This is a genomic window from Flavobacterium sp. LM5 (assembly GCF_002017945.1).
Taxonomy (GTDB): Bacteria; Bacteroidota; Bacteroidia; order Flavobacteriales; family Flavobacteriaceae; genus Flavobacterium; species Flavobacterium succinicans.
The window spans coordinates 14,528-35,210 of record NZ_MUFX01000009.1 but is presented as its reverse complement, the minus strand read 5'-3'; the positions used below and the strand labels follow the sequence as shown (position 1 = coordinate 35,210).

23 protein-coding genes are annotated in these 20,683 nt (G+C 30.8%); 3 read left to right on the top strand and 20 right to left on the bottom strand.

Features of this window, described 5'->3' with window-relative positions:
• Positions 1-257: 257 nt before the first annotated feature.
• The 11 genes from BXU11_RS18435 to BXU11_RS16030 form a co-directional block, all read right to left on the bottom strand.
• Complete coding sequence (locus tag BXU11_RS18435; protein ID WP_255373954.1) at positions 258-380, bottom strand: hypothetical protein; 123 nt, start codon at positions 378-380, stop codon at positions 258-260.
• Between the two features lie 375 nt (positions 381-755).
• Positions 756-1,349 carry a DUF6037 family protein gene (locus BXU11_RS16095; RefSeq protein ID WP_078213282.1) on the bottom strand — a complete coding sequence of 198 codons (594 nt, stop codon included), beginning with the start codon at positions 1,347-1,349 and terminating at the stop codon, positions 756-758.
• Position 1,350: 1 nt separating this feature from the next.
• Entirely contained in the window at positions 1,351-1,758 is a 408-nt protein-coding gene (locus BXU11_RS16090; protein ID WP_078213281.1) for a hypothetical protein, read from the bottom strand.
• Between the two features lie 168 nt (positions 1,759-1,926).
• Entirely contained in the window at positions 1,927-2,328 is a 402-nt protein-coding gene (locus tag BXU11_RS16080; RefSeq protein ID WP_078213279.1) for a hypothetical protein, read from the bottom strand.
• Positions 2,329-3,427: 1,099 nt separating this feature from the next.
• Positions 3,428-4,447: an IS30 family transposase gene (locus BXU11_RS16065; protein WP_078213003.1), complete on the bottom strand. Its 1,020-nt coding sequence runs from the start codon at positions 4,445-4,447 to the stop codon at positions 3,428-3,430.
• A 1,214-nt stretch (positions 4,448-5,661) separates the two neighbouring features.
• Entirely contained in the window at positions 5,662-6,783 is a 1,122-nt protein-coding gene (locus tag BXU11_RS16060) for a reverse transcriptase family protein (protein ID WP_139363532.1), read from the bottom strand.
• Positions 6,784-6,907: 124 nt separating this feature from the next.
• Complete coding sequence (locus tag BXU11_RS16055) at positions 6,908-8,191, bottom strand: hypothetical protein (RefSeq protein WP_078213275.1); 1,284 nt, start codon at positions 8,189-8,191, stop codon at positions 6,908-6,910.
• Positions 8,192-8,276: 85 nt separating this feature from the next.
• A complete protein-coding gene (locus BXU11_RS16050; protein WP_078213003.1) occupies positions 8,277-9,296 on the bottom strand; it encodes an IS30 family transposase in 1,020 nt (339 codons plus the stop codon).
• A gap of 741 nt (positions 9,297-10,037) precedes the next feature.
• Positions 10,038-10,304, bottom strand: coding sequence for a hypothetical protein (locus tag BXU11_RS16045; RefSeq protein ID WP_223253756.1), 267 nt, complete (start codon positions 10,302-10,304; stop codon positions 10,038-10,040).
• A gap of 870 nt (positions 10,305-11,174) precedes the next feature.
• Positions 11,175-11,840 (bottom strand): hypothetical protein, encoded by a 666-nt coding sequence (locus BXU11_RS16035; RefSeq protein WP_078213272.1) that lies wholly within the window; start codon positions 11,838-11,840, stop codon positions 11,175-11,177.
• A gap of 164 nt (positions 11,841-12,004) precedes the next feature.
• Positions 12,005-12,763 (bottom strand): DUF2971 domain-containing protein, encoded by a 759-nt coding sequence (locus BXU11_RS16030; RefSeq protein ID WP_078213271.1) that lies wholly within the window; start codon positions 12,761-12,763, stop codon positions 12,005-12,007.
• Positions 12,764-13,016: 253 nt separating this feature from the next.
• Here BXU11_RS16030 and BXU11_RS16025 point away from each other — a divergent pair, with 253 nt between their 5' ends.
• The 3 genes from BXU11_RS16025 (at position 13,017) to BXU11_RS16015 (ending at position 14,413) form a co-directional block, all read left to right on the top strand.
• A complete protein-coding gene (locus tag BXU11_RS16025) occupies positions 13,017-13,412 on the top strand; it encodes a hypothetical protein (protein WP_078213270.1) in 396 nt (131 codons plus the stop codon).
• A 69-nt stretch (positions 13,413-13,481) separates the two neighbouring features.
• Positions 13,482-13,943: a helix-turn-helix domain-containing protein gene (locus BXU11_RS16020; protein ID WP_078213269.1), complete on the top strand. Its 462-nt coding sequence runs from the start codon at positions 13,482-13,484 to the stop codon at positions 13,941-13,943.
• Positions 13,944-13,948: 5 nt separating this feature from the next.
• On the top strand, positions 13,949-14,413 hold the full coding sequence (locus BXU11_RS16015) for a hypothetical protein (protein ID WP_078213268.1): 465 nt from the start codon (positions 13,949-13,951) through the stop codon (positions 14,411-14,413).
• Between the two features lie 273 nt (positions 14,414-14,686).
• On the opposite strand, the gene BXU11_RS16010 is transcribed toward BXU11_RS16015, so the two are convergent.
• The 9 genes from BXU11_RS16010 to BXU11_RS15970 form a co-directional block, all read right to left on the bottom strand.
• Positions 14,687-15,208: a hypothetical protein gene (locus tag BXU11_RS16010; protein WP_139363531.1), complete on the bottom strand. Its 522-nt coding sequence runs from the start codon at positions 15,206-15,208 to the stop codon at positions 14,687-14,689.
• Between the two features lie 174 nt (positions 15,209-15,382).
• Positions 15,383-15,742 (bottom strand): hypothetical protein, encoded by a 360-nt coding sequence (locus BXU11_RS16005; protein WP_078213266.1) that lies wholly within the window; start codon positions 15,740-15,742, stop codon positions 15,383-15,385.
• The gene (locus BXU11_RS16000; protein ID WP_078213265.1) at positions 15,726-16,322 is read right to left on the bottom strand and encodes a hypothetical protein; all 597 of its coding nucleotides are present in this window, start codon (positions 16,320-16,322) and stop codon (positions 15,726-15,728) included. Before BXU11_RS16000 ends, BXU11_RS16005 begins: the two co-directional genes overlap by 17 nt.
• Positions 16,323-16,505: 183 nt before the next feature.
• Positions 16,506-16,934, bottom strand: a complete 429-nt coding sequence (locus BXU11_RS15995; protein ID WP_078213264.1) for a hypothetical protein — start codon at positions 16,932-16,934, stop codon at positions 16,506-16,508.
• Positions 16,935-16,997: 63 nt separating this feature from the next.
• Complete coding sequence (locus BXU11_RS15990) at positions 16,998-17,291, bottom strand: hypothetical protein (RefSeq protein ID WP_139363530.1); 294 nt, start codon at positions 17,289-17,291, stop codon at positions 16,998-17,000.
• A gap of 181 nt (positions 17,292-17,472) precedes the next feature.
• Positions 17,473-18,063 carry a hypothetical protein gene (locus BXU11_RS15985; protein WP_078213262.1) on the bottom strand — a complete coding sequence of 197 codons (591 nt, stop codon included), beginning with the start codon at positions 18,061-18,063 and terminating at the stop codon, positions 17,473-17,475.
• Positions 18,064-18,223: 160 nt separating this feature from the next.
• On the bottom strand, positions 18,224-19,168 hold the full coding sequence (locus BXU11_RS15980; RefSeq protein WP_139363529.1) for a lipopolysaccharide assembly protein LapB: 945 nt from the start codon (positions 19,166-19,168) through the stop codon (positions 18,224-18,226).
• Between the two features lie 150 nt (positions 19,169-19,318).
• Entirely contained in the window at positions 19,319-19,885 is a 567-nt protein-coding gene (locus BXU11_RS15975; RefSeq protein WP_078213260.1) for a hypothetical protein, read from the bottom strand.
• A gap of 180 nt (positions 19,886-20,065) precedes the next feature.
• On the bottom strand, positions 20,066-20,653 hold the full coding sequence (locus BXU11_RS15970; protein ID WP_139363528.1) for a hypothetical protein: 588 nt from the start codon (positions 20,651-20,653) through the stop codon (positions 20,066-20,068).
• Positions 20,654-20,683: the final 30 nt, after the last annotated feature.

The window sequence follows — 20,683 nt, the reverse complement described above, 5'->3', positions numbered from 1 at the left end:
CCGCTTTCTGTTTTCCGAAAAGTGATTCACATTTGCTTGTCTTTCGCATTTCGATGTCAGATTCTGAGCTTGATTTGAGTCGGCACGCTAGCTAGTTCATTATTATTTTTTCAGTTGCAAAACGTCTGGTTGATGTCGGCTGTTTCTTTTCAACGGAGCTATACACCCTAACGTTCCCGCGCTACACGCGGTTTGGGACTAAATTAGCGTTAATTTTCGGATTAGCCAAAACTTCCAAATACAAACCAATTTTCCCATTAAACCAATTGCCCAAATCGCTTGTAGCGTGTGTTAGGGTGTGTAGCGACACGTTTGAAAAGCACCAAAGTCCATCCATTCCAATTTTCCAGTCCAATTTCGGCAACTTTTCCACGTTTCAATTTCGGTAACTTTTCGGTTTTGTGTTTGTCTTCGGAATTATGTTTTTCTATTAAAACTCAAAAAAAAAAGCGAAAAATTTTTCCACTTTCTGTTTTTCGCAAAGTGATTCAAATTTGCTTTTCTTTCGCATTTCGATGTCAGATTCTGAGCTTGATTTGCGTCGGCACGCTAGCTAGTTTATTATTATTTTTTCAGTTGCAAAACGTCTGGTTGATGTCGGCTGTGTCTTTTCAACGGAGCTATATACCCTAACGTTAGGCCGCTTGGCGATGTGGCGGATTAAGGAAGCCTAAACTTTCGGTTAATGACTGAACTTTCAGACACAAAACCAACTTTAAAATTAAACCTAAACCCGCCATATTGCCAAACGGCGGTTAGGCGATGTCTTTTTTTATCATATTTATAAGATTTTTTTCATTATTTTTTCTCGTGTGTGTATATCTTATACTAATATTTTCTCGTTTGCTCCATTCATAAAGTTCAGGATAAAGAATTCTCGTTTTTTCGAGATTTTTATTGGTTACAGTTTTGCCGTTTTTTATTTTGTTCCATTCGATAGTTCCATCATAATAGAGTTTTTCAGATTCCTCAATATTATTCTGATAAAATGGAAATAATTCTCGTTCTTTTTTTTCTCTATTTTGATAGATAGGGATTTTTAAATTAAATTCTTCAAAGAAAGATTTAGGACTGAATGGATTACCTGTCTCAAATTTTAATTTTAAAGTTTCACAGAGTTCTTTGTAAGTTCCTCTATTTAAAATTTCATTGATTGTAAATCCTTTTTCAACTATTACATAAAAAGAAAAACTAGTATCTTTTTGTAAAAAATGCAATTGAAATGGTACTTGGAAAATATCAAATAGAATTTCAAAGCGAACACTGTTTTTTGTAAAATGGAATAAATAGTATGTTTCGTTGTTTATTTTTAAATTTTTGTATAGTTCTTTTAGATTTGTTAATACCATATTAGATCAATTGAAATAATTGATTCGCATCATTATTGTTAGCTTGGTTTTCAGATATATTTTGAGATGAAAGCGTCTTTTGAATTCTAGTATTTTGATATTGATTTATTCTATTATGAGCTCTTATTTTTGGAGTTCCGGTACTTAGTGAACAGATAAAGAAGTTACAGCCTAAACTGTCATATTGTACAATTGCTTGGGATATGGAAGTCGAATTATCTCCCATAGTAAAAATTGCAATCTTTAGATTTTTATAGTTTACTACAATGTCAGAAAAATCATTTTGATCTCCACCAAGAGGTTGTTTATTAGTTGATGTCCCTCCATTTTGCAATAATATTTGGTGTAATAAACCGATCGTTGTCGTTTTTCCTTTGTTTGAATGCCCTTCTAGTACAATTATTTCCATAGTTTGAGTGTTTTTGGTAAGATATCGCCTAACGTTCCGGCGCTTGGCGAGGTTGCGAACTTCGGAACTGATTATTTTCTATCAAAGATAAAATTTCTTGCGATAAATAAACGTGTATTTACTACAAAATTCGCAATCTTGCCAAACGCCTGTTGTGCGTTCGTTTTTTTATTTGAAATCAATTAATTTAGCAATTGCGTTAAATGTTGCATATTCGAACTTTCTTCTACTACCATCTACTATATCATATGAACCTCCAACAATTCTAAAAACTAAAGAATTATTGCAATCTTTTGAAATATTTTTAATTGTAGAAACAATTGCGTCAAAAAATTCCATTGAAATTTCTTTATCTGAAACTTCCCAAATAAGTCTCAAAGCGCCATAATTAGGATTTTTATTTTCAACAATAATCTTAATTTCAACACAGTTATATCCACCACCACCTTTTATTTTTTCTTCCGTATAATAAGATTCATTTGTGAACTCAAAATTTGTAAATGCTTTAATTAGTTCATCGTAAGGTAAAGAATCAGTATCAACTGATAATTTATGTAGAGTAATTTCCATAATTTGTTTTTTTTCTCCTCGCTTCTGCGGTAAAATGACGCACAACGTTCCCGCGCTACACGCAGGCTGGGATTAAAGATGCGTAATCTTTCGGTTAAAAACAAATGTATCAAATACAAACTATTTTCAAATTAAGCCAATTGCCCAGCTTGCTTGTAGCGTGTGTTAAGCGGGGGTTGTTTAGTCGGAATTACAATTTAACCGCAAATTTTTCACGCTTCTGTATTTCGGTTTGCTATTTTCAACTTCCACATTTGCTTTTAGTTTTCTGTTATTTGGTTCCAATTTTCACGCTTCTTTTTTCCAAGTTTCTATTGTCAGATTCCAATTTTCACGTTTCCAATTTTCACGCTTCTGTTTTCCGAGTTTCTGTTTTTCCACTCCAATTTTCACACTTCTGCTTTTCAGGTTTCAACTTTCCAGCTTCTTTTGGCGCTTCCAATTTTCACGCTTCAGCTTTGTCAATTTCTTGCGGAAACAAATGCTTGTTTTCTAATGGATTTCTTCTGCGTAATTTCGGCTTTCAACTCCCGCTTAACGTTCCCGCTCTACACGCAGGCTGGGATTAAAGATGCGTAATCTTTCGGTTAAAAACAAATGTATTAAATACAAAACCATTTTCAAATTAAGCCAAATGCCCAGCTTGCTTGTAGCGTGTGTTATAGGGCGGTTGTTTAGTCGAAATTACTATTAAACCGCAAATTTTTCACGCTTCTGTTGGTCAATTCCAGCTTTCACACTTTTTCATTTTTTACGTTAGAGTAGGCAAGTCCCAATTTTAGATTTGCTTCGCCTGTTCACTTTCGTTAGAGTCTCCTTTTCAAGTTTTGCTTGGTAAGTTTCGTTTTTCACACTTCAGCTTTTCACGTTTCTGTTGGCAAAGTGCAATATTCACATTTCCGTTTTCACACTTCCGTTTTTCGTCTGCTTGTCGTTAGAATCCAATTTTCAACGTTTGCTGGCGCTTCCAATTTTCACGCTTCTGCTTTGAAAACATTCGGCGGAAACAACTGTTTATTTTCAAATTGGATTTGCCTGTGTAATGGTGGATTCAAGACCTTAATGCAACAGTTGGTCTTTTTAGTGATGATCAAAAATACTAATTTGGTTTTAAATTGAGGTATTTGATCTTGTTTATTTCTAGTTCCAACATGTATGCTGGTGTTTTATATCCTAATACTTTTCTTGGCCTATTATTAAGTTTATTTTGAACTTGATTTAGCTGTTGTTCGGTAATGTTATTAAAGTCAGTTTTCTTCGGAAAATATCGTCTTATTAGCCCGTTTGTGTTTTCATTTGTGCCTCTTTCCCAAGGCGAATATGGATGAGCAAAATAGATATCCATTCCTGTATTGTCTTTAAGCCATTTATGATTAGTCATTTCCATTCCATTATCGTACGTCATTGTTTTTCTTGCCTCTGGAATTAAGATGTTTAAGGTTTTTGCTACGGCTTGTGTCATGGTTTCTGATGTTCTGTCTTTTAGGAAAATGATATAAGTAAATCTTGTTTTTCTTTCAACCATTGTGGCAATTGCGCTTTTGTGTCCTAGACCTACAATTTGGTCTCCTTCCCAATGACCAAGCTGTTTTCTGTTGTCTATATCTGGTCGCATTTCTATACTAATTGCATCTTTAATTCTAGATCTTTTAGAGCCAAATCTCTTATTATTTCTTCTTTTTGAATGGCTGTAGGGTAGTAGTTTGATTAATTTTCTTCCTAATCTAGATTGTCTATGCTTGTAAATATGCTTATATATTGCTTCATATGAAATAGACATTATGGGGTCATTTGGATATAAATCTTTGATACTTCCTGCGATTTGTTCCGGTGAGTGATCATTGAGTAATCCTCTATATACAAACACTTTTAGCCTAAAATGAGTATTTATTTTGTCAAGATTTCTTTTGTTTAAATACTCTTCTTTAGCGCAAAAATCGGCAAGATGTGCTTGGTATTTATCACTAGGAATACGAATCCATTTTTTGACTTCTCTGTGGATCGAACTCCTGTTACGATCTAATTGTCTAGCGATATATAAAATTGACTTCTTTTCGGATAGTAAAGTCTCGATTATAACACGCTCTGCAAAGGTTAATCTGTTACGTTTCTTTTCCATATACAACAAATTTAAAAAATTAAAAATGTTGCATTAAGTTATTGAATTTACGAATTTCGGCTCAACTGCCCTATAACGTTCCCGCGCTACACGCAGGCTGGGATTAAAGATGCGTAATCTTTCGGTTAAAAACAAATGTATCAAGTACAAACTATTTTCAAATTAAACCAATTGCCCAGCTTGCTTGTAGCGTGTGTTATAGGGCGGTTGTTTAGTCGAAATTACTATTAAACCGCAAATTTTTCACGCTTCTGTTGGTCAATTCCAGCTTTCACACTTTTTCATTTTTCACGTTAGAGTAGGCGTGAATCAATTTCAGGTTTGCTTCGTCTGTTCACTTTCTTTAGAGCCTGCTTTTCAAGTTTTGTTTGGTAAGTTTCGTTTTTCACACTTCAGCTTTTCACGCTTCTGTTGGCAAAGTCCAATTTTCACACTTACGTTTTCATACTTCCGTTTTCACACTTCAGATTTTCGTCTGCTTGTCGTTAGAATCCTATTTTTAACGTTTGCTGGCTCTTCCAATTTTCACGCTTCTGCTTTGTAAACGTGCGGCGGAAATAACTGTTTATTTTCAAATTGGATTTGCCTGCGTAATTTCGGCTCAACTGCCCTATAACGTTCCCGCGCTACACGCGGTTTGGGTCTAAAGTAGCGTTATTTTTCGGATAAGCCAAAACTTCCAAATACAAAACCAATTTTCAGATAAAGCCAAATGCCCAAATCGCGTGTAACGTGTGTTATGCAGCGTTGCGACACGTCTGAAAAGCACCAAAGTTCATCCTTTCCAATTTTCCAGCCCAATGTCAGCAACTTTTCCACGTTTCAATTTTGGTCGCTTTTCCGTTTGCTGTTTGTCGTCAGAATGATGTTTTTCCATTAAAACTCAAAAAAAAAAACGAAAAAATTTTCCGCTTTCTGTTTTCCGCAAAGTGATTCACATTTGCTTGTCTTTCACATTTCGCTGTCAGATTCCGAGCTTGATTTGCGTCGGCACGCTCGCTAGCTCATAATTATCTTTTCAGTTGCAAAACGTCTGGTTGATGTCGGCTGTGTCTTTTCAACGGAGCAATGCGGCATAACGTTCCCGCGCTACACGCGGGCTGGGATTAAAGATGCGTAATCTTTCGGTTAAAAACAAATGTATCAAATACAAACTATTTTCAAATTAAACCAATTGCCCAGCTTGCTTGTAGCGTGTGTTAGCGGTAGTGCTTTTATATACTCCAGTCAATCAGATTAAATTTTTTAAATAATTCTTCTCCAGTTTTATTTTCGACAGAATATATAAAACAGATCTTGCCATATAGCCAATCCTTATAATTTGATTTAATTTTTGAATTTTGAAACTTAAATTTCAAATGATTTATATAACCAAACTTTATACAATAATATAACTCTTGATTTACTTCTTTTAATATTTTTTTATCTACGAAGAGGCCATTATTGACGGTTATACCTGTTACGGTTTGCTTTTTATGATTTGAAATGTATTTTATTTTCTTTATATTAACTGTAAATCCATTTTTTCGAATAATACCTTTAATAAGTTTCAAATTAGGCAAATCTTTTTTATCGCCAGAAATCGTCATATCATCTGCATATCTTGTGTATGATAAATTTGATTTATTACAATATTCAAATATTGAAATGTCTAAGTTTTTAGCCAATAAATTTGAAATTATAGGACTTGTTGGCGCTCCTTGAGGTAAAACAGGAGATTTTAATTTTATTATTTTTTTATTTAGTTTATTCTCTTTTTTGATTTCCTTCCAATATTTTTTTGGTGCATTAACACACATAAGTCTAGCTAAGTCGTAAGATAGTTTTTCTGTATAACCCAGCATTTTAAACAAACCATAAACTCTTTTTTCTGTAATTGTGTCAAAAAAACGGTATAAATCTATATTTAGTACTATTTCCTTTCCTATATGTTCATTTGCATTGGTAATAATTGATTTATCTTTTGTAAATCCATTAGCTGATTCATGAATTTCTACTTTTTCTAGAATATTTGTTTTTATCCAATTTTGAATATTTTTCAAATCATTTTGGGGACTCATAATCCAACGATATCCACCACTTTTTTTTCTAATTTTATATGTATGATAAAGAGCATCTCTATCTCTTATTAGATTAATTATTCTATAGGGTTGAATACCAATCATAACTGCTAAATGAAATGCATCAAAGATTATTGGTAAGTTTTTAGAAGTTAAATCTTGGGAATAATTAATTAATAGAGTTTTATATTCTAAACTATGGTCGCTATTATTAATTAATTCTACGGTTTTGTATAAAGAAGTGGACATAACGGAATTTACGATTTCATTTGACAAAGCTCTGCTTTGAGTAGTGGAACCTTTAGTGTTTCACTATTTAAACGATATAAGCTAACATTAAAAACATCTATAGACAACTAGTCTACAGCTTTTACATAAAGTAAAAAAATAGCTAAATCTATTATGTCACTCCTTTAAAATTTTTAGGTAAATATTCTGAATTTTTTATTTCAAATGATAAATCATTTTTTGATATTTCTTTTTTTACAAGTTTTAATTGATTTTTAATTTCTAAATATACACTATTTCCATATTCAGTCAAAGTTTTATTGTCTTCGAATAGATCTTTTTTTTCTGTAATTAAATCGACATAATCATTTTCTGTAATACCTAAAATTTGACAAATTACAGGAATTGTTCTTTTCTGTTTTAACATTTTAATTATCGAGTAAGTTACAAAATCAGTTTTGGTTATAAAGTTAACAGTCTTCCAACCTAAATCATTCTCTCCTGAATATAATACATTAGCTATTTCTGAATTTTTTATTAATCCCATTTCGTGAGCTAATTCTTTTCTAATAGTTTTAGATCTGGAAATCTTTAGATTCGGAACTCTTGGATATAATGGAATCCAATTTCTACTTGACCATATAATTGGAAGTGTATTATTAGGCACATTATATGCAAAAACAATCAAAGCTTGGCTGTTTCCATATCCTAGTGGGTGTAATTCATTAGTTTTAGTTTCTTTATTATAAGTTGAAAATAAATCTTTGCCATATTTATAACATAAATCTCTAAAAGGCAACATAGAATTTCTATATCCAAATACGGAACCATTATTAAGAAAAGCGGGATTTCTAATCTCACCAATTAGATTTATTTCAGGATGTGATTTAAAAATAGCATTTTTTGCTTTTGGTAAAAAAAAGAGAGTGAGAAAAAAAAGTTTATTGATATATTTATTATTAGTTATTTGTGGTTTAACAAAAGTCTTATAATAATTATTAAATTGTTTTCCAGAGCCAGAAAAATCATCAAGAAAAATTATACTTGTATTTGTATTAATTTTTTTTAATTTATGTTTAAAATTGTTATAGTGAAAATAGAAATCTATTCTGCTTTCAAATTTTTTGAATGTAGGAGTTTTTTTAAAATAATATACCATTAAAGTACTGCTTTTTCCATATTCGGAAACCGCATGTAATATTATATCATCATTATTATCTTCTAATATTTTTTTTAGCCCTACATCATAAAATTCAATTATTTCATTTTCTGAAATGTATTCAAGTTTTTCAAGAATAGATAAAGCTTTGTTTACTTCAAATTCTTTAAAATTTTTCAACCAATTAATAATTTCAACAATAGAGACTGAACCTTTCAATCTTTCGCAAATAGATTCAATGCGGAAGTGATCTTCTTCGCTTATAATTGAATTTATTTTATTACTATTTGTTTTCATTGTTAAAGATAGTTGTTCTATGCTCTGATTGGTGGATTCAAGACCTTAATGCAACAGTTGGTCTTTTTAGTGATGATCAAAAATACTAATTTGGTTTTAAATTGAGGTATTTGATCTTGTTTATTTCTAGTTCCAACATGTATGCTGGTGTTTTATATCCTAATACTTTTCTTGGCCTATTATTAAGTTTATTTTGAACTTGATTTAGCTGTTGTTCGGTAATGTTATTAAAGTCAGTTTTCTTCGGAAAATATCGTCTTATTAGCCCGTTTGTGTTTTCATTTGTGCCTCTTTCCCAAGGCGAATATGGATGAGCAAAATAGATATCCATTCCTGTATTGTCTTTAAGCCATTTATGATTAGTCATTTCCATTCCATTATCGTACGTCATTGTTTTTCTTGCCTCTGGAATTAAGATGTTTAAGGTTTTTGCTACGGCTTGTGTCATGGTTTCTGATGTTCTGTCTTTTAGGAAAATGATATAAGTAAATCTTGTTTTTCTTTCAACCATTGTGGCAATTGCGCTTTTGTGTCCTAGACCTACAATTTGGTCTCCTTCCCAATGACCAAGCTGTTTTCTGTTGTCTATATCTGGTCGCATTTCTATACTAATTGCATCTTTAATTCTAGATCTTTTAGAGCCAAATCTCTTATTATTTCTTCTTTTTGAATGGCTGTAGGGTAGTAGTTTGATTAATTTTCTTCCTAATCTAGATTGTCTATGCTTGTAAATATGCTTATATATTGCTTCATATGAAATAGACATTATGGGGTCATTTGGATATAAATCTTTGATACTTCCTGCGATTTGTTCCGGTGAGTGATCATTGAGTAATCCTCTATATACAAACACTTTTAGCCTAAAATGAGTATTTATTTTGTCAAGATTTCTTTTGTTTAAATACTCTTCTTTAGCGCAAAAATCGGCAAGATGTGCTTGGTATTTATCACTAGGAATACGAATCCATTTTTTGACTTCTCTGTGGATCGAACTCCTGTTACGATCTAATTGTCTAGCGATATATAAAATTGACTTCTTTTCGGATAGTAAAGTCTCGATTATAACACGCTCTGCAAAGGTTAATCTGTTACGTTTCTTTTCCATATACAACAAATTTAAAAAATTAAAAATGTTGCATTAAGTTATTGAATTTACGATTCTGCTCGCGCATTACCGCTAACGTTTGCGGCTATGCGAAGTGCCTTCTTTCGCCGCTTCACTAATGATAGCTAAAATAGCCAAATTTTTTAATTTGTACTATTTTTATCTAAAAAAGCGGAAGGCATTTTGCATAGCCGCTGTTGGGGGTAGTTACTTAATTATGCACAACCATCGCTTAATTAAGTAACGGAGTTGGATAGACTACTCCTCTCTTTTTTTTTCAACACAATGCTATTCAATGAAACCAATTATTTATTGCGCTTAGCAAGCCTGCTAGGCGAAGTCAATAATAGGGGTTTTAGGGCTCTATTTTCTTGGTGATGTTTAAGTTAGCAAAAATAAATATAGTATTGACTTTGTCATTTATTTTCGATAACTTAGCCAAGTCTTTTACGTTGTCAAACGTATTGAAAGTGAACTTTCTACGATTCCCAATCGAAAGACTTGAAGCCTAAATGCTTTATTCTTCTAAACATCCCAAAAAAATATCCCGAAAATTCATTGTGAAAAAACGTCGTAGTCTAAGTGGCACGGTCCAATTACCTCCAACGTCCCCGCGCTAAAAGCAGTTTGGGACTAAATTAAGCCCATTTTTCGGATTTGCCAAATCTTCCAAATATAAAACCAATTTTAAATTATGCCTAATACCCAAATTGCTTGTAGCGTGTGTTGTAGTGCGTTTTTTTATTCCGCAATATTTCTTTTATTCCCACACGCAACACAAATAATGGCTTTGGGTGTTCTATATGGCTTTCCGCAATTTTTGCAATCGGGTCCAATCTGTTCAATTGCGTGATGCATTATTGCATTCGGCTCAGTCTCTCCAAATCCAGTTAGGTCGTTATAATAATCCAATAATTCTTGAAATCTGTCTTGTATATTCTCATTTCCAATTCTAAATCCTTTGGAGTATAATTTAGATGCGATTGCGAACTCTTCTTTATCAAGCATTGGAATATCCATTTTGCATCTCCAGCAATATTTAATTTCCATCTTTCGTCTCTCTATTTTTCAAGTATTCCGATGTCTTTCCATTCCAACCACATTTGATACATTTCCCATTCTCAAATTCGTGTTCACAATTCGGATATCCGTATAAATTATGAGCACAATCGGGGCACAGACCCATCATTTCCGAACTATCCTTATGATATTCAGATTCGCATTCATCACAAATTGTTATTTCTTGGTTCATCGTTATTTTTAAAATGCACTACAACGTTCCCGCGCTACACGCAGGCTGGGATTAAAGATGCGTAATCTTTCGGTTAAAAACAAATGTATCAAGTACAAACTATTTTCAAATTAAACCAATTGCCCAGCTTGCTTGTAGCGTGTGTTATAGGGCGGTTGTTTAGTCGAAATTACTATTAAACCGCAAATTTTTCACGCTTCTGTTGGCCAATTCCAGCTTTCACACTTTTTCATTTTTCACGTTAGAGTAGGAGAGTCCCAATTTCAGGTTTGCTTCGTCTGTTCACTTTCTTTAGAGTCTGCTTTTCAAGTTTCTCTTAGTAAGTTTCGTTTTTCACACTTCTGTTTTCACACTTCCGTTTTTCGTCTGCTTGTCGTTAGAATACTATTTTCAACCTTTGCTGGCGCTTCCAATTTTCACGCTTCTGCTTTGTAAACTTGCGGCGGAAACAACTGTTTATTTTCAAATTGGATTTGCCTGCGAATTTCGGCTCAACTGCCCTATAACGTTCCCGCGCTACACGCAGGCTGGGATTAAAGATGCGTAATCTTTCGGTTAAAAACAAATGTATCAAACACAAACTATTTTCAAATTAAACCAATTGCCCAGCTTGCTTGTAGCGTGTGTTAGCCGGCGTTTTTTATGTCGGTTTTGTTTGGAATCCAATTTCCCTTTTCTGATTTTTTCCAAATTCTCCAATGTTTTTCAGAAAGTTTAAAAGGCAAACAGGATTTTAAGTCGTTAATATATTCTGTTTCATACTTACCAAGTTGTTCGAATGGAAAAGCAAACCAAACAGATATTGTCGATTTATTTGATGTTCTTAAATATATACGAGAATTTTTAAGTCTAAAATCTAGTTCAGGAATTTTCTCTTGGTTAGGCAAAATTTGCTTTGTTTTTGGGTCAATAAAACTAAAATACCACAAGAAACTCAAAACTAACGGTTCTTTTGAGTTTTCTGGAAATTCTTTATTTAATTTAAAAATTTCAAAACCTTTTTCAATTTCGTTTTCGGATAATTTCCAACTCCAGCTATTTAATAAGCCGTCATTTTTGAATTTTGGTATCCCAAACTTCCAACTTAATTTAGCTATAAGTTTTAAAGTATCGTATTGTTTTTTTTCTGATTGATATAAAACCAACTCAATATTGATAGGTTTATTTGTATCTGCAAATCGATTTAGAAATTGTATAGTTTGGGTGTAGTTTTCTAATGCTGTTTGTTTGCCCAAACTATGAGCTCCTCCAGAGTTAATTGGTAATCCTTCATATGAAATAAATCGATTCATTTTCTCCTTAATCTGTTAAAATGACGGCTAACGTTCCCGCGCTTGGCGAGGTTGCGAACTTCGGAACCGATTATTTTCTTTCAAAGATAAAATTTCTTGCGAGAAATAAACGTGAATTTACTACAAAATTCGCAATCTTGCCAAACGCCTGTTACCAGCAGTATTTATTCTCTTTCCATATCAAAAGTTGTTTTTGATACTTTCGACTTGAATATTTGTATGTTATTTTCTAGTGCAAACTTTTTTATAACCTTTTCATTGTCACTTTCAATATTTGCTCCTAAAATAATTTCATTTATTGCAGAGTGAGGAACTTTAAAAAGATAAAGGTCGAAAGGTTTCTTTTTTTCAAATTTATCACGTGATTTTAGATTAGTTAATAATCTAATTTCTTCTTCGTAAATCCAATCTACACTTTTCGTAATGTAAGGTTCGTAATAATCTTGTACTTGACCTAAAATCATTGGAATTTCTACCCTTTTTTCAGAATATATAACTTCTTTTATTGATTTAAAGTTCTCTTTGTTTTCACTTAAATAATCACTAAAAAAAATATTATCAGAATCAAAACCAACGCAATATCCTTTATGAGATTCAGTATAATGAGCCCACATAAGAGAACTTTTCCAATCTTTGGATAATGAAAAAATTCCTATATCTTCATTTACTTTTTCGCATTGTGCTTTGTAAAGTTCATCTAAATAATGAGAATCGAATTTTGTTCTAACTATTAGTTCGGCTTCTTTACTTGCATTTTTGGGAATTAATGAATTAATCAAATTATTTAATTCTTCTGCGGACGGTTTTTTGGGTAAACATTCAAAAGGATCGTTTAAATCCCCAGGTTGCGTAAATCTTAAAAGTTCGTCCTCCAAGTAACTTAATCTAGAAATCGGTAAGTATTTATAATAATTTTTCGTCATTTTTGGGAATATTGCTGGTAACGTTCCCGCGCTACACGCAGGCTGGGATTAAAGATGCGTAATCTTTTGGTTAAAAACAAATGTATCAAATACAAACTATTTTCAAATTAAGCCAATTGCCCAGCTTGCTTGTAGCGTGTGTTAGTGGCTGGCTTTTTATTTTAATATTGTTTTTCTGTAAGATTTAATTTTTTATCTTGCGTAATATAAAATTTTATTAAAAACACAAGTTTAGTTGTAGCTAAACATATTTATGTCTAAATTTGCACTTAAAGATATTGAGTCTATAAATGGTAAACAAACATTTAATCAGCTTGAAGTAAATGGTCAAAAACAACTTGACAAGTTCGAAGCTGATTTAAGTGATACAACGTATATTAGTGAATTTAAAACATTACTAACTTATATGGAATATGTTGCAAATAATAAAACTTTACCACAAACTAAGTTTAAAGATATTACGCCAAAAAAACAACAAGTTAAGGAGTATGAATTTAAAAGTAAGCACTTAAGAGTTTATGCAATCCAACAAACTAATGGTAAAATAATAGTTTTAGGTGGATTCAAAAATAATCAAAAGGACGATATAAATAGGTTTCGCTCGTTAAAAAAGCAGTATTTAGATTCTTTAATACCTAAAAAAAAGTAGTCTAATTACTAAAGATTAAGTTTCAGATTTGTTATATTTATTCAAATAGGAGAAACGTTATCAGAAATTATGAAAAGAAAAGAATTAATTAAAAGTAAAGAGTATTGGATTTCAAAAATTCAATTAGATTTATTTGAAATGATTGAAAATTACCGAAAAGAAAATAACCTTACAAAGACGCAATTAGCAGAAAAATTAGGAGTTTCTAAAGGATACATTAGTCAAATCTTAAACGGAAATTTTGACCATAAAATAAGTAAATTAGTCGATTTAGCTTTAGCATTTGATAAAGTTCCACTTTTAGAGTATGAAAATGTAAATCATTACATATTGAATGACTCTATTGGATTAAAAACGGAATTAACAAAACAAGTAAACATTGAATTAAATTATTCGATTCCATATCAAATTAAGGGAAAAATAAATTCAAATAACAATGATGATGATTTCTCAAAAATATGGGAATATAGTGGAAAACTAAACATTTTTGACGATGTTAGTTTTACGAAAAAAGATAAATGTTATAATTAAAAGTTATGTCTGATTTAGAATTTGCATTAAAATTGATTAAGGTAAAAATTGAAGAAATTAACTTTAAAGAACCTGATGAAGATTTTATAAATAATTTCGATGAAAACTTTTTAAAGATTTCTGTTGGATTAAAGTTTTCTCATAATCTTGAGAAAGAAGTTATGACGGTAAATTTAAATGTTTTATATGATTATCAAAAAGATGATGGTGATATGAAAACTTCATTATTAGATTATAAGGGTTCTTTTGATTTCCATATTCAAAATCTTAAAAATTTAGTTAAAATTGAAAACGATGGTATTAATTTTCCTAACGTAATTTTGGAAACTGTAGCTGGCATTTCAATATCTTCTGGTCGAGGCATAATTATAGCAAAAACAGCTGGGTCATTTATAAATAAATTTTATTTGCCTATTTTAGATACGAGGGAATTTCTTAAAAATTATAACGAGAATAATGTTATTGAATAATTAAAATATCGGTTCTTTAATTTTTTATCGATTTTGAGGTAAGCTTGCCACTAACGTCCCGCAGCTACACGAGGTGCAAGGCTTCGTGACTGCATATTTTCTATTTAAGTAAAAAGTTCTATGCGAAACGGCAATTCCACTAAATCCTTGCATCTTGTGTAACTGCTGTTATGTGCAGTAAATTTTACCATATTTTCCACCAAGGTTTTGGTTGAGTTTCACTTATTTTTTGATCTTCTCCATTTTTTAAGTCACTATTTTTTATTGTTTCTCCTAATTCTGGGGGAAGGTCTTTGAACCTTCAATATAATGGTATATGGCAATTCCAAACCCTTCTTCGGGAGCAATATTACCACTTTGTTGTATAATAAAGGCTGTTACAATTGCTGTAGATTGTGCCATTTGTTCGAAACTCAATTCCCTCATTTTCATAATGGTTAATGCTGGGTTTTGAATTTTACCAATAACGTCAACAAAATTACTTCCTGCATGTTTTTGACTTCCATTGGACATTTTGTCATTGTCAATTTGGATTCCAAAATTTTGTAGAACAGCATGAGTAATATTAACAAGTTGTGGTCCTTTAATGTTTGCTTCTTCAGAAAGCATAACTGTGCCTGGTTTTGCATCAGCTATGTTGAAATCAAATGACCTAAATAGGAAGCTTCCAGCTAGTCTTGCTGTACTTGAAATTGCTTCAGTTGTATCTAGCTCTCTCGATCCGTTTCCAATTACATCAACTACCATTTCTACAATGTCGTTAACTGCGTCATTCTGATTTTTTGTTATTTCCATTCGTTGTTTCGTTTTTATTGCACATAACGTCCCGCTAGTAGGCGATGGTCGGGCTAAATAAAGCAATTATTTTCGGATTATCACTAATTTGCCAAATACAAAACCATTTTTCCATTAAGCCTAATTCCCGACTATTGCTTACTAGCTGTTGTGCGATCGCTTTTTTATTTACTACTATTTTCCATTTAGTAAAAGATCAACTTCACTATTTTTAATTTCAATTTTTACTAATTTTTCTTTTTCAAAGTTTAAAATTACTTTTCCAACTTCAATTTTGTTATTTTCTGTATTTTCTATTTTATATAATTTGTCTTTTACAATTTCGTTCAAAATTTCTGTTTTTGATAAATCTGTTTTATTAACAATTTCAGAAATCATTTTAAAATCCTGTTCAATTAGAATTTTATCCATTTTTGTAAATGCCAAAGTAACTTCATTACTATTATTTTTTACAAATAAATAAAGAATTGAAATTATTGAAATTGCAAAATAAATCCAAAATCCAACTTTCCATTTATTACTTCTCTTTTCCATTTTTATGATATTTTATTTTTTTTAATTGTTCAGTTGTAAAATGTAGAATTACTGCAAATAATAAATACATTATAATTTTGATTAAAATTTGGTAGACATATTCAACATTTAAAAAGGTAAAAATTTCCATTTCAAAACTCGTTCCTATATAATCTCGATGAATTGAAGTTAGAATAATTATGAATCGCTCAATCGAAAGTATGAATATTAAACTAAAAATAAAGCGTAATATTTTTGAATCTCTTATTTTGTCAATTCTTAAAATTTGTGTTGTAAAAATCCATAATATTGGTTGCAACCAATAACCAAACCAATACTTTCCAAACATTCTGTTTAATACACTTTGTTTTTCTTCTTCAGTTATTTCTTGAAATGTAAAATATATTCCAATTATCCAGCTTGTAAAATATATAATTCCAGCAAAAACAACCAAATTGGTCGCTATCTTATCCACAAAATTAATTTTAGCTTTGTTTTTTATAAATAGCGAAACAATTAAATAAAGTATTGAATATAAGCCAAAACCAATAAAAAAATCAACATAAATAATGTTTAAAAAATCCCAAATATTCTCTTTCATTTTTAGTTCTTATTTTCGGTTTTCTGTCGCTCGAAAGTGTCGCACAACGTTCCCGCGCTACAGCGGGTTTGGGACTAAATTAAGCCCTATTTTCGGATTTGCCAAATCATCCCAAATACAAAACCAATTTTCCATTAAGCCAATTGCCCAAATCCGTTGTAGCGTGTGTTAGCAGTAGTGCATTTATTCAATATGATTTTCCAATTTATGCTTAAATACAAAACTTATGCAAACCAAAATAGGTAAAGCAATCCAAGCTGTAAACACGAGTTCAATTCCATTTTGCCCACCAGAACCATAACATATTGTTTTTGAGTCAGTAAAAAATTGAGCTAAGCAGGCTTGTAGACTAATATATTCGATAAAATTAAATAATGTCAGTTTTGTCAAAGTTGGATTATTAGTTTTCTTAATATTTTCTATGAAAACAAATGGCAACGCTACAGAAATAAGACTTGTTAAAATCCATATTGATTTCCAAGAAGTGCTACAATCAATGCCGATTTTGTCAGTCAATAGTTGAAACAAAAAAAATAAAATTGCTGTAAAACCTGGAATAAAAATTCCAATGGCGCAAGAAATTAAAGTAGGTTTGACAAAGTTAAATTTCATTTCAGTTTTATTTCAATTTTATTGATGTATTCCGTCCACTTTTAGCTGTTAGAAAAAGTGCAATTAAATATTCAGTCCAAAATATATTCCGCTAACTATTGTTACGAGCAAGCCTGAGTATAAATAACTTTTGGATTTAAATTTCTCTGTTAAAGTTCTGTCTTTAAAAATTCCAAAAAGCAGTGGCAATGAAAATAGGATTACAAACGCAATATTTTCCGTCAACATAGCTTTATCAGAAGTCGCTCCAGCGCCGGAACCAAAATAAAGAAAGAAAAATAAAATAAGTCCAAAAAATCCAACAATCACACAAAGCGATTCAATAATAACTAAAAGAAAAAACAATCTTAAGTTCATAATAATTTATTAGATTCTTGATTCAGCGGGTGCATTACTGCTAACGTTCTCGCGCTACAAGCAGTTTGGGACTAAATTAAGCCTATTCTTCGGATTTGCAAGATCATCCCAAATACAAAACCATTTTTAAATTAAGCCAAATACCCAAATTGCTTGTAGCGTGTGTTATGCCTAGTTTATTTTATCTTCTGCTTACATAGCTCCATTTATTGTTCTTCTTTTTTATAAGCAAAGACATATTATAGCCATTTGTATATCCGCTTTCATTTCCAATTAAATAATCTATTACTACAATTCCATTTTCCATTTTCTCATCGAAGCAAACTCTAGAAAAAAGTATTTTCGAATAATCATCTTCTGGCTTAACATCTTCGTTAAATTGTTTATATGGTTTTATAAGCTTTATTTTTGATTTATCATATTCACGATATTCAAGTTCTTTAAATTTTTTTGAATTCATAATGCCATAAAAAATGATCGAATCAGATTTGCTCAAATCATTATTTTTAAACATCCATTTATTGTCTTCTCGTATTTGGTTTATTGGCATTAAAGCATCTGATAAATACACTTTAAAATCAAGTGTGTCAATATTTGCTTTAGGTGTTGGTTTTCCAAAGAAATCGGGTGGATTTAAATAATATTTGTCTAAATGATTTTTTTTAAGATAATCATTTGTAATGTCTTCAATTGCTTTGACTTCTTCTTTTTCATATGATTTTTGACAACCAAAAAAAGTAAGGATTATAAATATTGAGGTTATTATTTTCATCGTTGGTTGTTAAATTAGGCATAACGTCCCGGCGCTTGGCGATGTTGCGAACTTCGGAACCGATTATTTTCTGTTAAAGATAAAATTTCTTGCGAGAAATATACGTGAATTTACTACAAAATTCGCAATCTTGCCAAACGCCTGTTATAAGCCGTTTTTTTTATTTGGTTTTTCTCCATTCCGCTAAACTTAAAACTTTATTATTTTTTTTGTCAAAATATTTGATTTCAAAAGTTTTTTGATAAATAAAGAAATTGTATTCTGTTTTGAAAATCAATGAATTGTCTTCATAAAATCTTACCCAATAATAATTTTTATCATTATCTTTTGGCGCTTCCACAATTCCAATTCCTGCATTTTTTTCAAATTTGTCTTTTACTTCTGGAAGTTCTCTAACTAATTCAATAACTTTAGTTCTGTTTTCATTGTCTGCGTCACAAACCTCGAAATCGGGTCTTCCAGTTTCGTAATAGATACTATTTAATAAAATTGGATTTTGCTTTTGTAATTCATTTATTCTTTCAACAGCTAGTTTATAATACACAAAATGATTAATTCCTTTATCTTTTTGTATGGTTTTATAAATTTTTAATGCTTCATCTTTTTTTCCAATTGATTCATAAAAATTAGCATAAATAAATGTATTAAAAGTGTAATTCGGAATACTGTCAAGAATTCTTTTTGCTTTATCAAACTTTTTAAGTTTTACATAATTACAAACTAATCCAATTTCATCGTGTCCACTTGTTCCAATTTTTAGAATTTCTATTGATTTTTCATATTCGCCAATATTATAAAGCAATTCAGCTTTAAACATTCTTAAATCATCTGCAATGTTTTCCTTTATTTGAGATTTATATTTGTCTTTTTCATTTTCATTAGCTTTAAATAAACTATCGATTTTCTGTAAAGTTTTTTTAGGATTTTTTTCAGATTCTCTGTATAACTTATTCAGTATATCATCAAAAATGTTCATTTCTTTTGATACTTTTTCCATTTCCATCTCAGTGTCATAATCAGTTAAAGGAAATACAGAATTCGTTTCTTCTTTACAAGAAATAAGAAGTAAGAAAAAGAAAAATGTTATTTTATGCAGATTTTTCATAAAATGGCTTATAACGTTCCCGCGCTACACGCAGGCTGGGATTAAAGATGCGTAATATTTCAGTTAAAAACAAATGCATCAAATACAGACTATTTTCATATTAAGCTAATTGCCCAGCTTGCTTGTAGCGTGTGTTAGGCGTTCGGTTTTTTAGTTGTCTATATCTTCAAATGTTAGTAAATTACTTTTTTTGTCGATTTCTATTTTTCTCCAAGTTGGCGCATAATTATCTCCATTTGGTTGAAAAAGTTCTCTCACAAATTGATTTTTAGTTTCATAATTTTTTATCCTTTTTGGCCCGTTGTAATAATCATCTCGGTTTTCGAAATAGTTTTCAGTTTTTAAATCGCTATTAAAATTCTTCGCCTTTTGAATTTCTTCAATTATTTTGTTTTTATCTCGATTTGTAATCTTCAAAGTAAAAGTGTGATAATAATCTCCAATTCCAGACATTGATTTGTTTTCTGTTAGTTCAAATTCATCAACTAATTCAATGTTTTGCTCTTTCAAAAGTTCTTTGGCGTCATTTTTTGAAAAAAGTTCATCTTCAAAAATTCCAGTTAGAATAAATATTGCAATTAGAGTTCCAACTAAGATTGAGAAATATTTACCGAATTTTGGATATCCACATTTTTTCGGAATCCAAAAACATAACCAAACTATTCCAATTATTATTGCAACTAAAATTAGAATTCCAGCAATTAGAAATATTATCATTTAATTTTATGTTTTTCTTCGTTTTTTGGCAAACTGACGCCTAACGTTCTGGCACTACAGCGGGTTTGGGACTAAATTAAGCCCTATTTTCGGATTTGCCAAATCATCCCAAATACAAAACCAACTTTCCATTAAGCCAAATGCCCAAATCCGTTGTAGTGGCTGTTAGGCGTTCGTTTTTTATTCATTTTTTCTTAGAGTTTTAAAAGCGTGAATTAATTCATATTCACTATTTCTTTTTAAGTTTTCTCCATAAATGTCGATTTTTTTCACATTATTTTTTTTGTCCTCATCTATTGACATTTCAGTAACTCCAATCCCAGTTATTTTTGTAACTGAAATTGCTGCTCTTAAATTGTTTATCAAAAGGTTCTTGCGTTCTACTTTATCAGCTTTTTGTGGGGTGTAATCTTTTTTTAATGATACAAACTCTAATTTGCTGTGATTTTTTTGGTCAACTAAAAATATACTATCTCCTACTTCTTTAGTCATAAATCCTTCCATATATTTAGGACTTGTTGGACCTAAATTTATAATAATTGTATCTTTTTCACTTGTTAAATATTTCATTATTCTGCCATCACTTAATTTTTGCCAGGAGAATGGGATTGTTATTAAGTAATGACCAAGATTGAGTTCTTGAGTCTTATATTCGATTTCCATATTCTCAAATTCTTCCTTTTTTTTCGAACAATTTATTAGGAATATAGTAATAGTAATCGCTATTAATATTTTTGGATTTAGCTTATTTTTTGTTTGAAAAAGCATTATCATTTTTTTGAAGTTATATTTTATTTA

Bases quoted from the DNA above. Each gene is read 5' to 3' on its own strand.
- BXU11_RS16020 (WP_078213269.1), top strand. From the start codon at position 13,482: ATGAAAAGAAAAGAATTAATTAAAAGTAAAGAGTATTGGATTTCAAAA.
- BXU11_RS15995 (WP_078213264.1), bottom strand. From the start codon at position 16,934: ATGAAATTTAACTTTGTCAAACCTACTTTAATTTCTTGCGCCATTGGA.
- BXU11_RS15985 (WP_078213262.1), bottom strand. From the start codon at position 18,063: ATGAAAATAATAACCTCAATATTTATAATCCTTACTTTTTTTGGTTGT.
- BXU11_RS16080 (WP_078213279.1), bottom strand. From the start codon at position 2,328: ATGGAAATTACTCTACATAAATTATCAGTTGATACTGATTCTTTACCT.
- BXU11_RS16005 (WP_078213266.1), bottom strand. From the start codon at position 15,742: ATGGAAAAGAGAAGTAATAAATGGAAAGTTGGATTTTGGATTTATTTT.
- BXU11_RS16015 (WP_078213268.1), top strand. From the start codon at position 13,949: ATGTCTGATTTAGAATTTGCATTAAAATTGATTAAGGTAAAAATTGAA.
- BXU11_RS16045 (WP_223253756.1), bottom strand. From the start codon at position 10,304: ATGCTTGATAAAGAAGAGTTCGCAATCGCATCTAAATTATACTCCAAA.
- BXU11_RS16010 (WP_139363531.1), bottom strand. From the start codon at position 15,208: ATGGAAATAACAAAAAATCAGAATGACGCAGTTAACGACATTGTAGAA.
- BXU11_RS16050 (WP_078213003.1), bottom strand. From the start codon at position 9,296: ATGGAAAAGAAACGTAACAGATTAACCTTTGCAGAGCGTGTTATAATC.
- BXU11_RS15980 (WP_139363529.1), bottom strand. From the start codon at position 19,168: ATGAAAAATCTGCATAAAATAACATTTTTCTTTTTCTTACTTCTTATT.
- BXU11_RS16035 (WP_078213272.1), bottom strand. From the start codon at position 11,840: ATGAATCGATTTATTTCATATGAAGGATTACCAATTAACTCTGGAGGA.
- BXU11_RS16090 (WP_078213281.1), bottom strand. From the start codon at position 1,758: ATGGAAATAATTGTACTAGAAGGGCATTCAAACAAAGGAAAAACGACA.
- BXU11_RS16030 (WP_078213271.1), bottom strand. From the start codon at position 12,763: ATGACGAAAAATTATTATAAATACTTACCGATTTCTAGATTAAGTTAC.
- BXU11_RS16055 (WP_078213275.1), bottom strand. From the start codon at position 8,191: ATGAAAACAAATAGTAATAAAATAAATTCAATTATAAGCGAAGAAGAT.
- BXU11_RS16000 (WP_078213265.1), bottom strand. From the start codon at position 16,322: ATGAAAGAGAATATTTGGGATTTTTTAAACATTATTTATGTTGATTTT.
- BXU11_RS15990 (WP_139363530.1), bottom strand. From the start codon at position 17,291: ATGAACTTAAGATTGTTTTTTCTTTTAGTTATTATTGAATCGCTTTGT.
- BXU11_RS15970 (WP_139363528.1), bottom strand. From the start codon at position 20,653: ATGCTTTTTCAAACAAAAAATAAGCTAAATCCAAAAATATTAATAGCG.
- BXU11_RS16095 (WP_078213282.1), bottom strand. From the start codon at position 1,349: ATGGTATTAACAAATCTAAAAGAACTATACAAAAATTTAAAAATAAAC.
- BXU11_RS16025 (WP_078213270.1), top strand. From the start codon at position 13,017: ATGTCTAAATTTGCACTTAAAGATATTGAGTCTATAAATGGTAAACAA.
- BXU11_RS15975 (WP_078213260.1), bottom strand. From the start codon at position 19,885: ATGATAATATTTCTAATTGCTGGAATTCTAATTTTAGTTGCAATAATA.
- BXU11_RS16065 (WP_078213003.1), bottom strand. From the start codon at position 4,447: ATGGAAAAGAAACGTAACAGATTAACCTTTGCAGAGCGTGTTATAATC.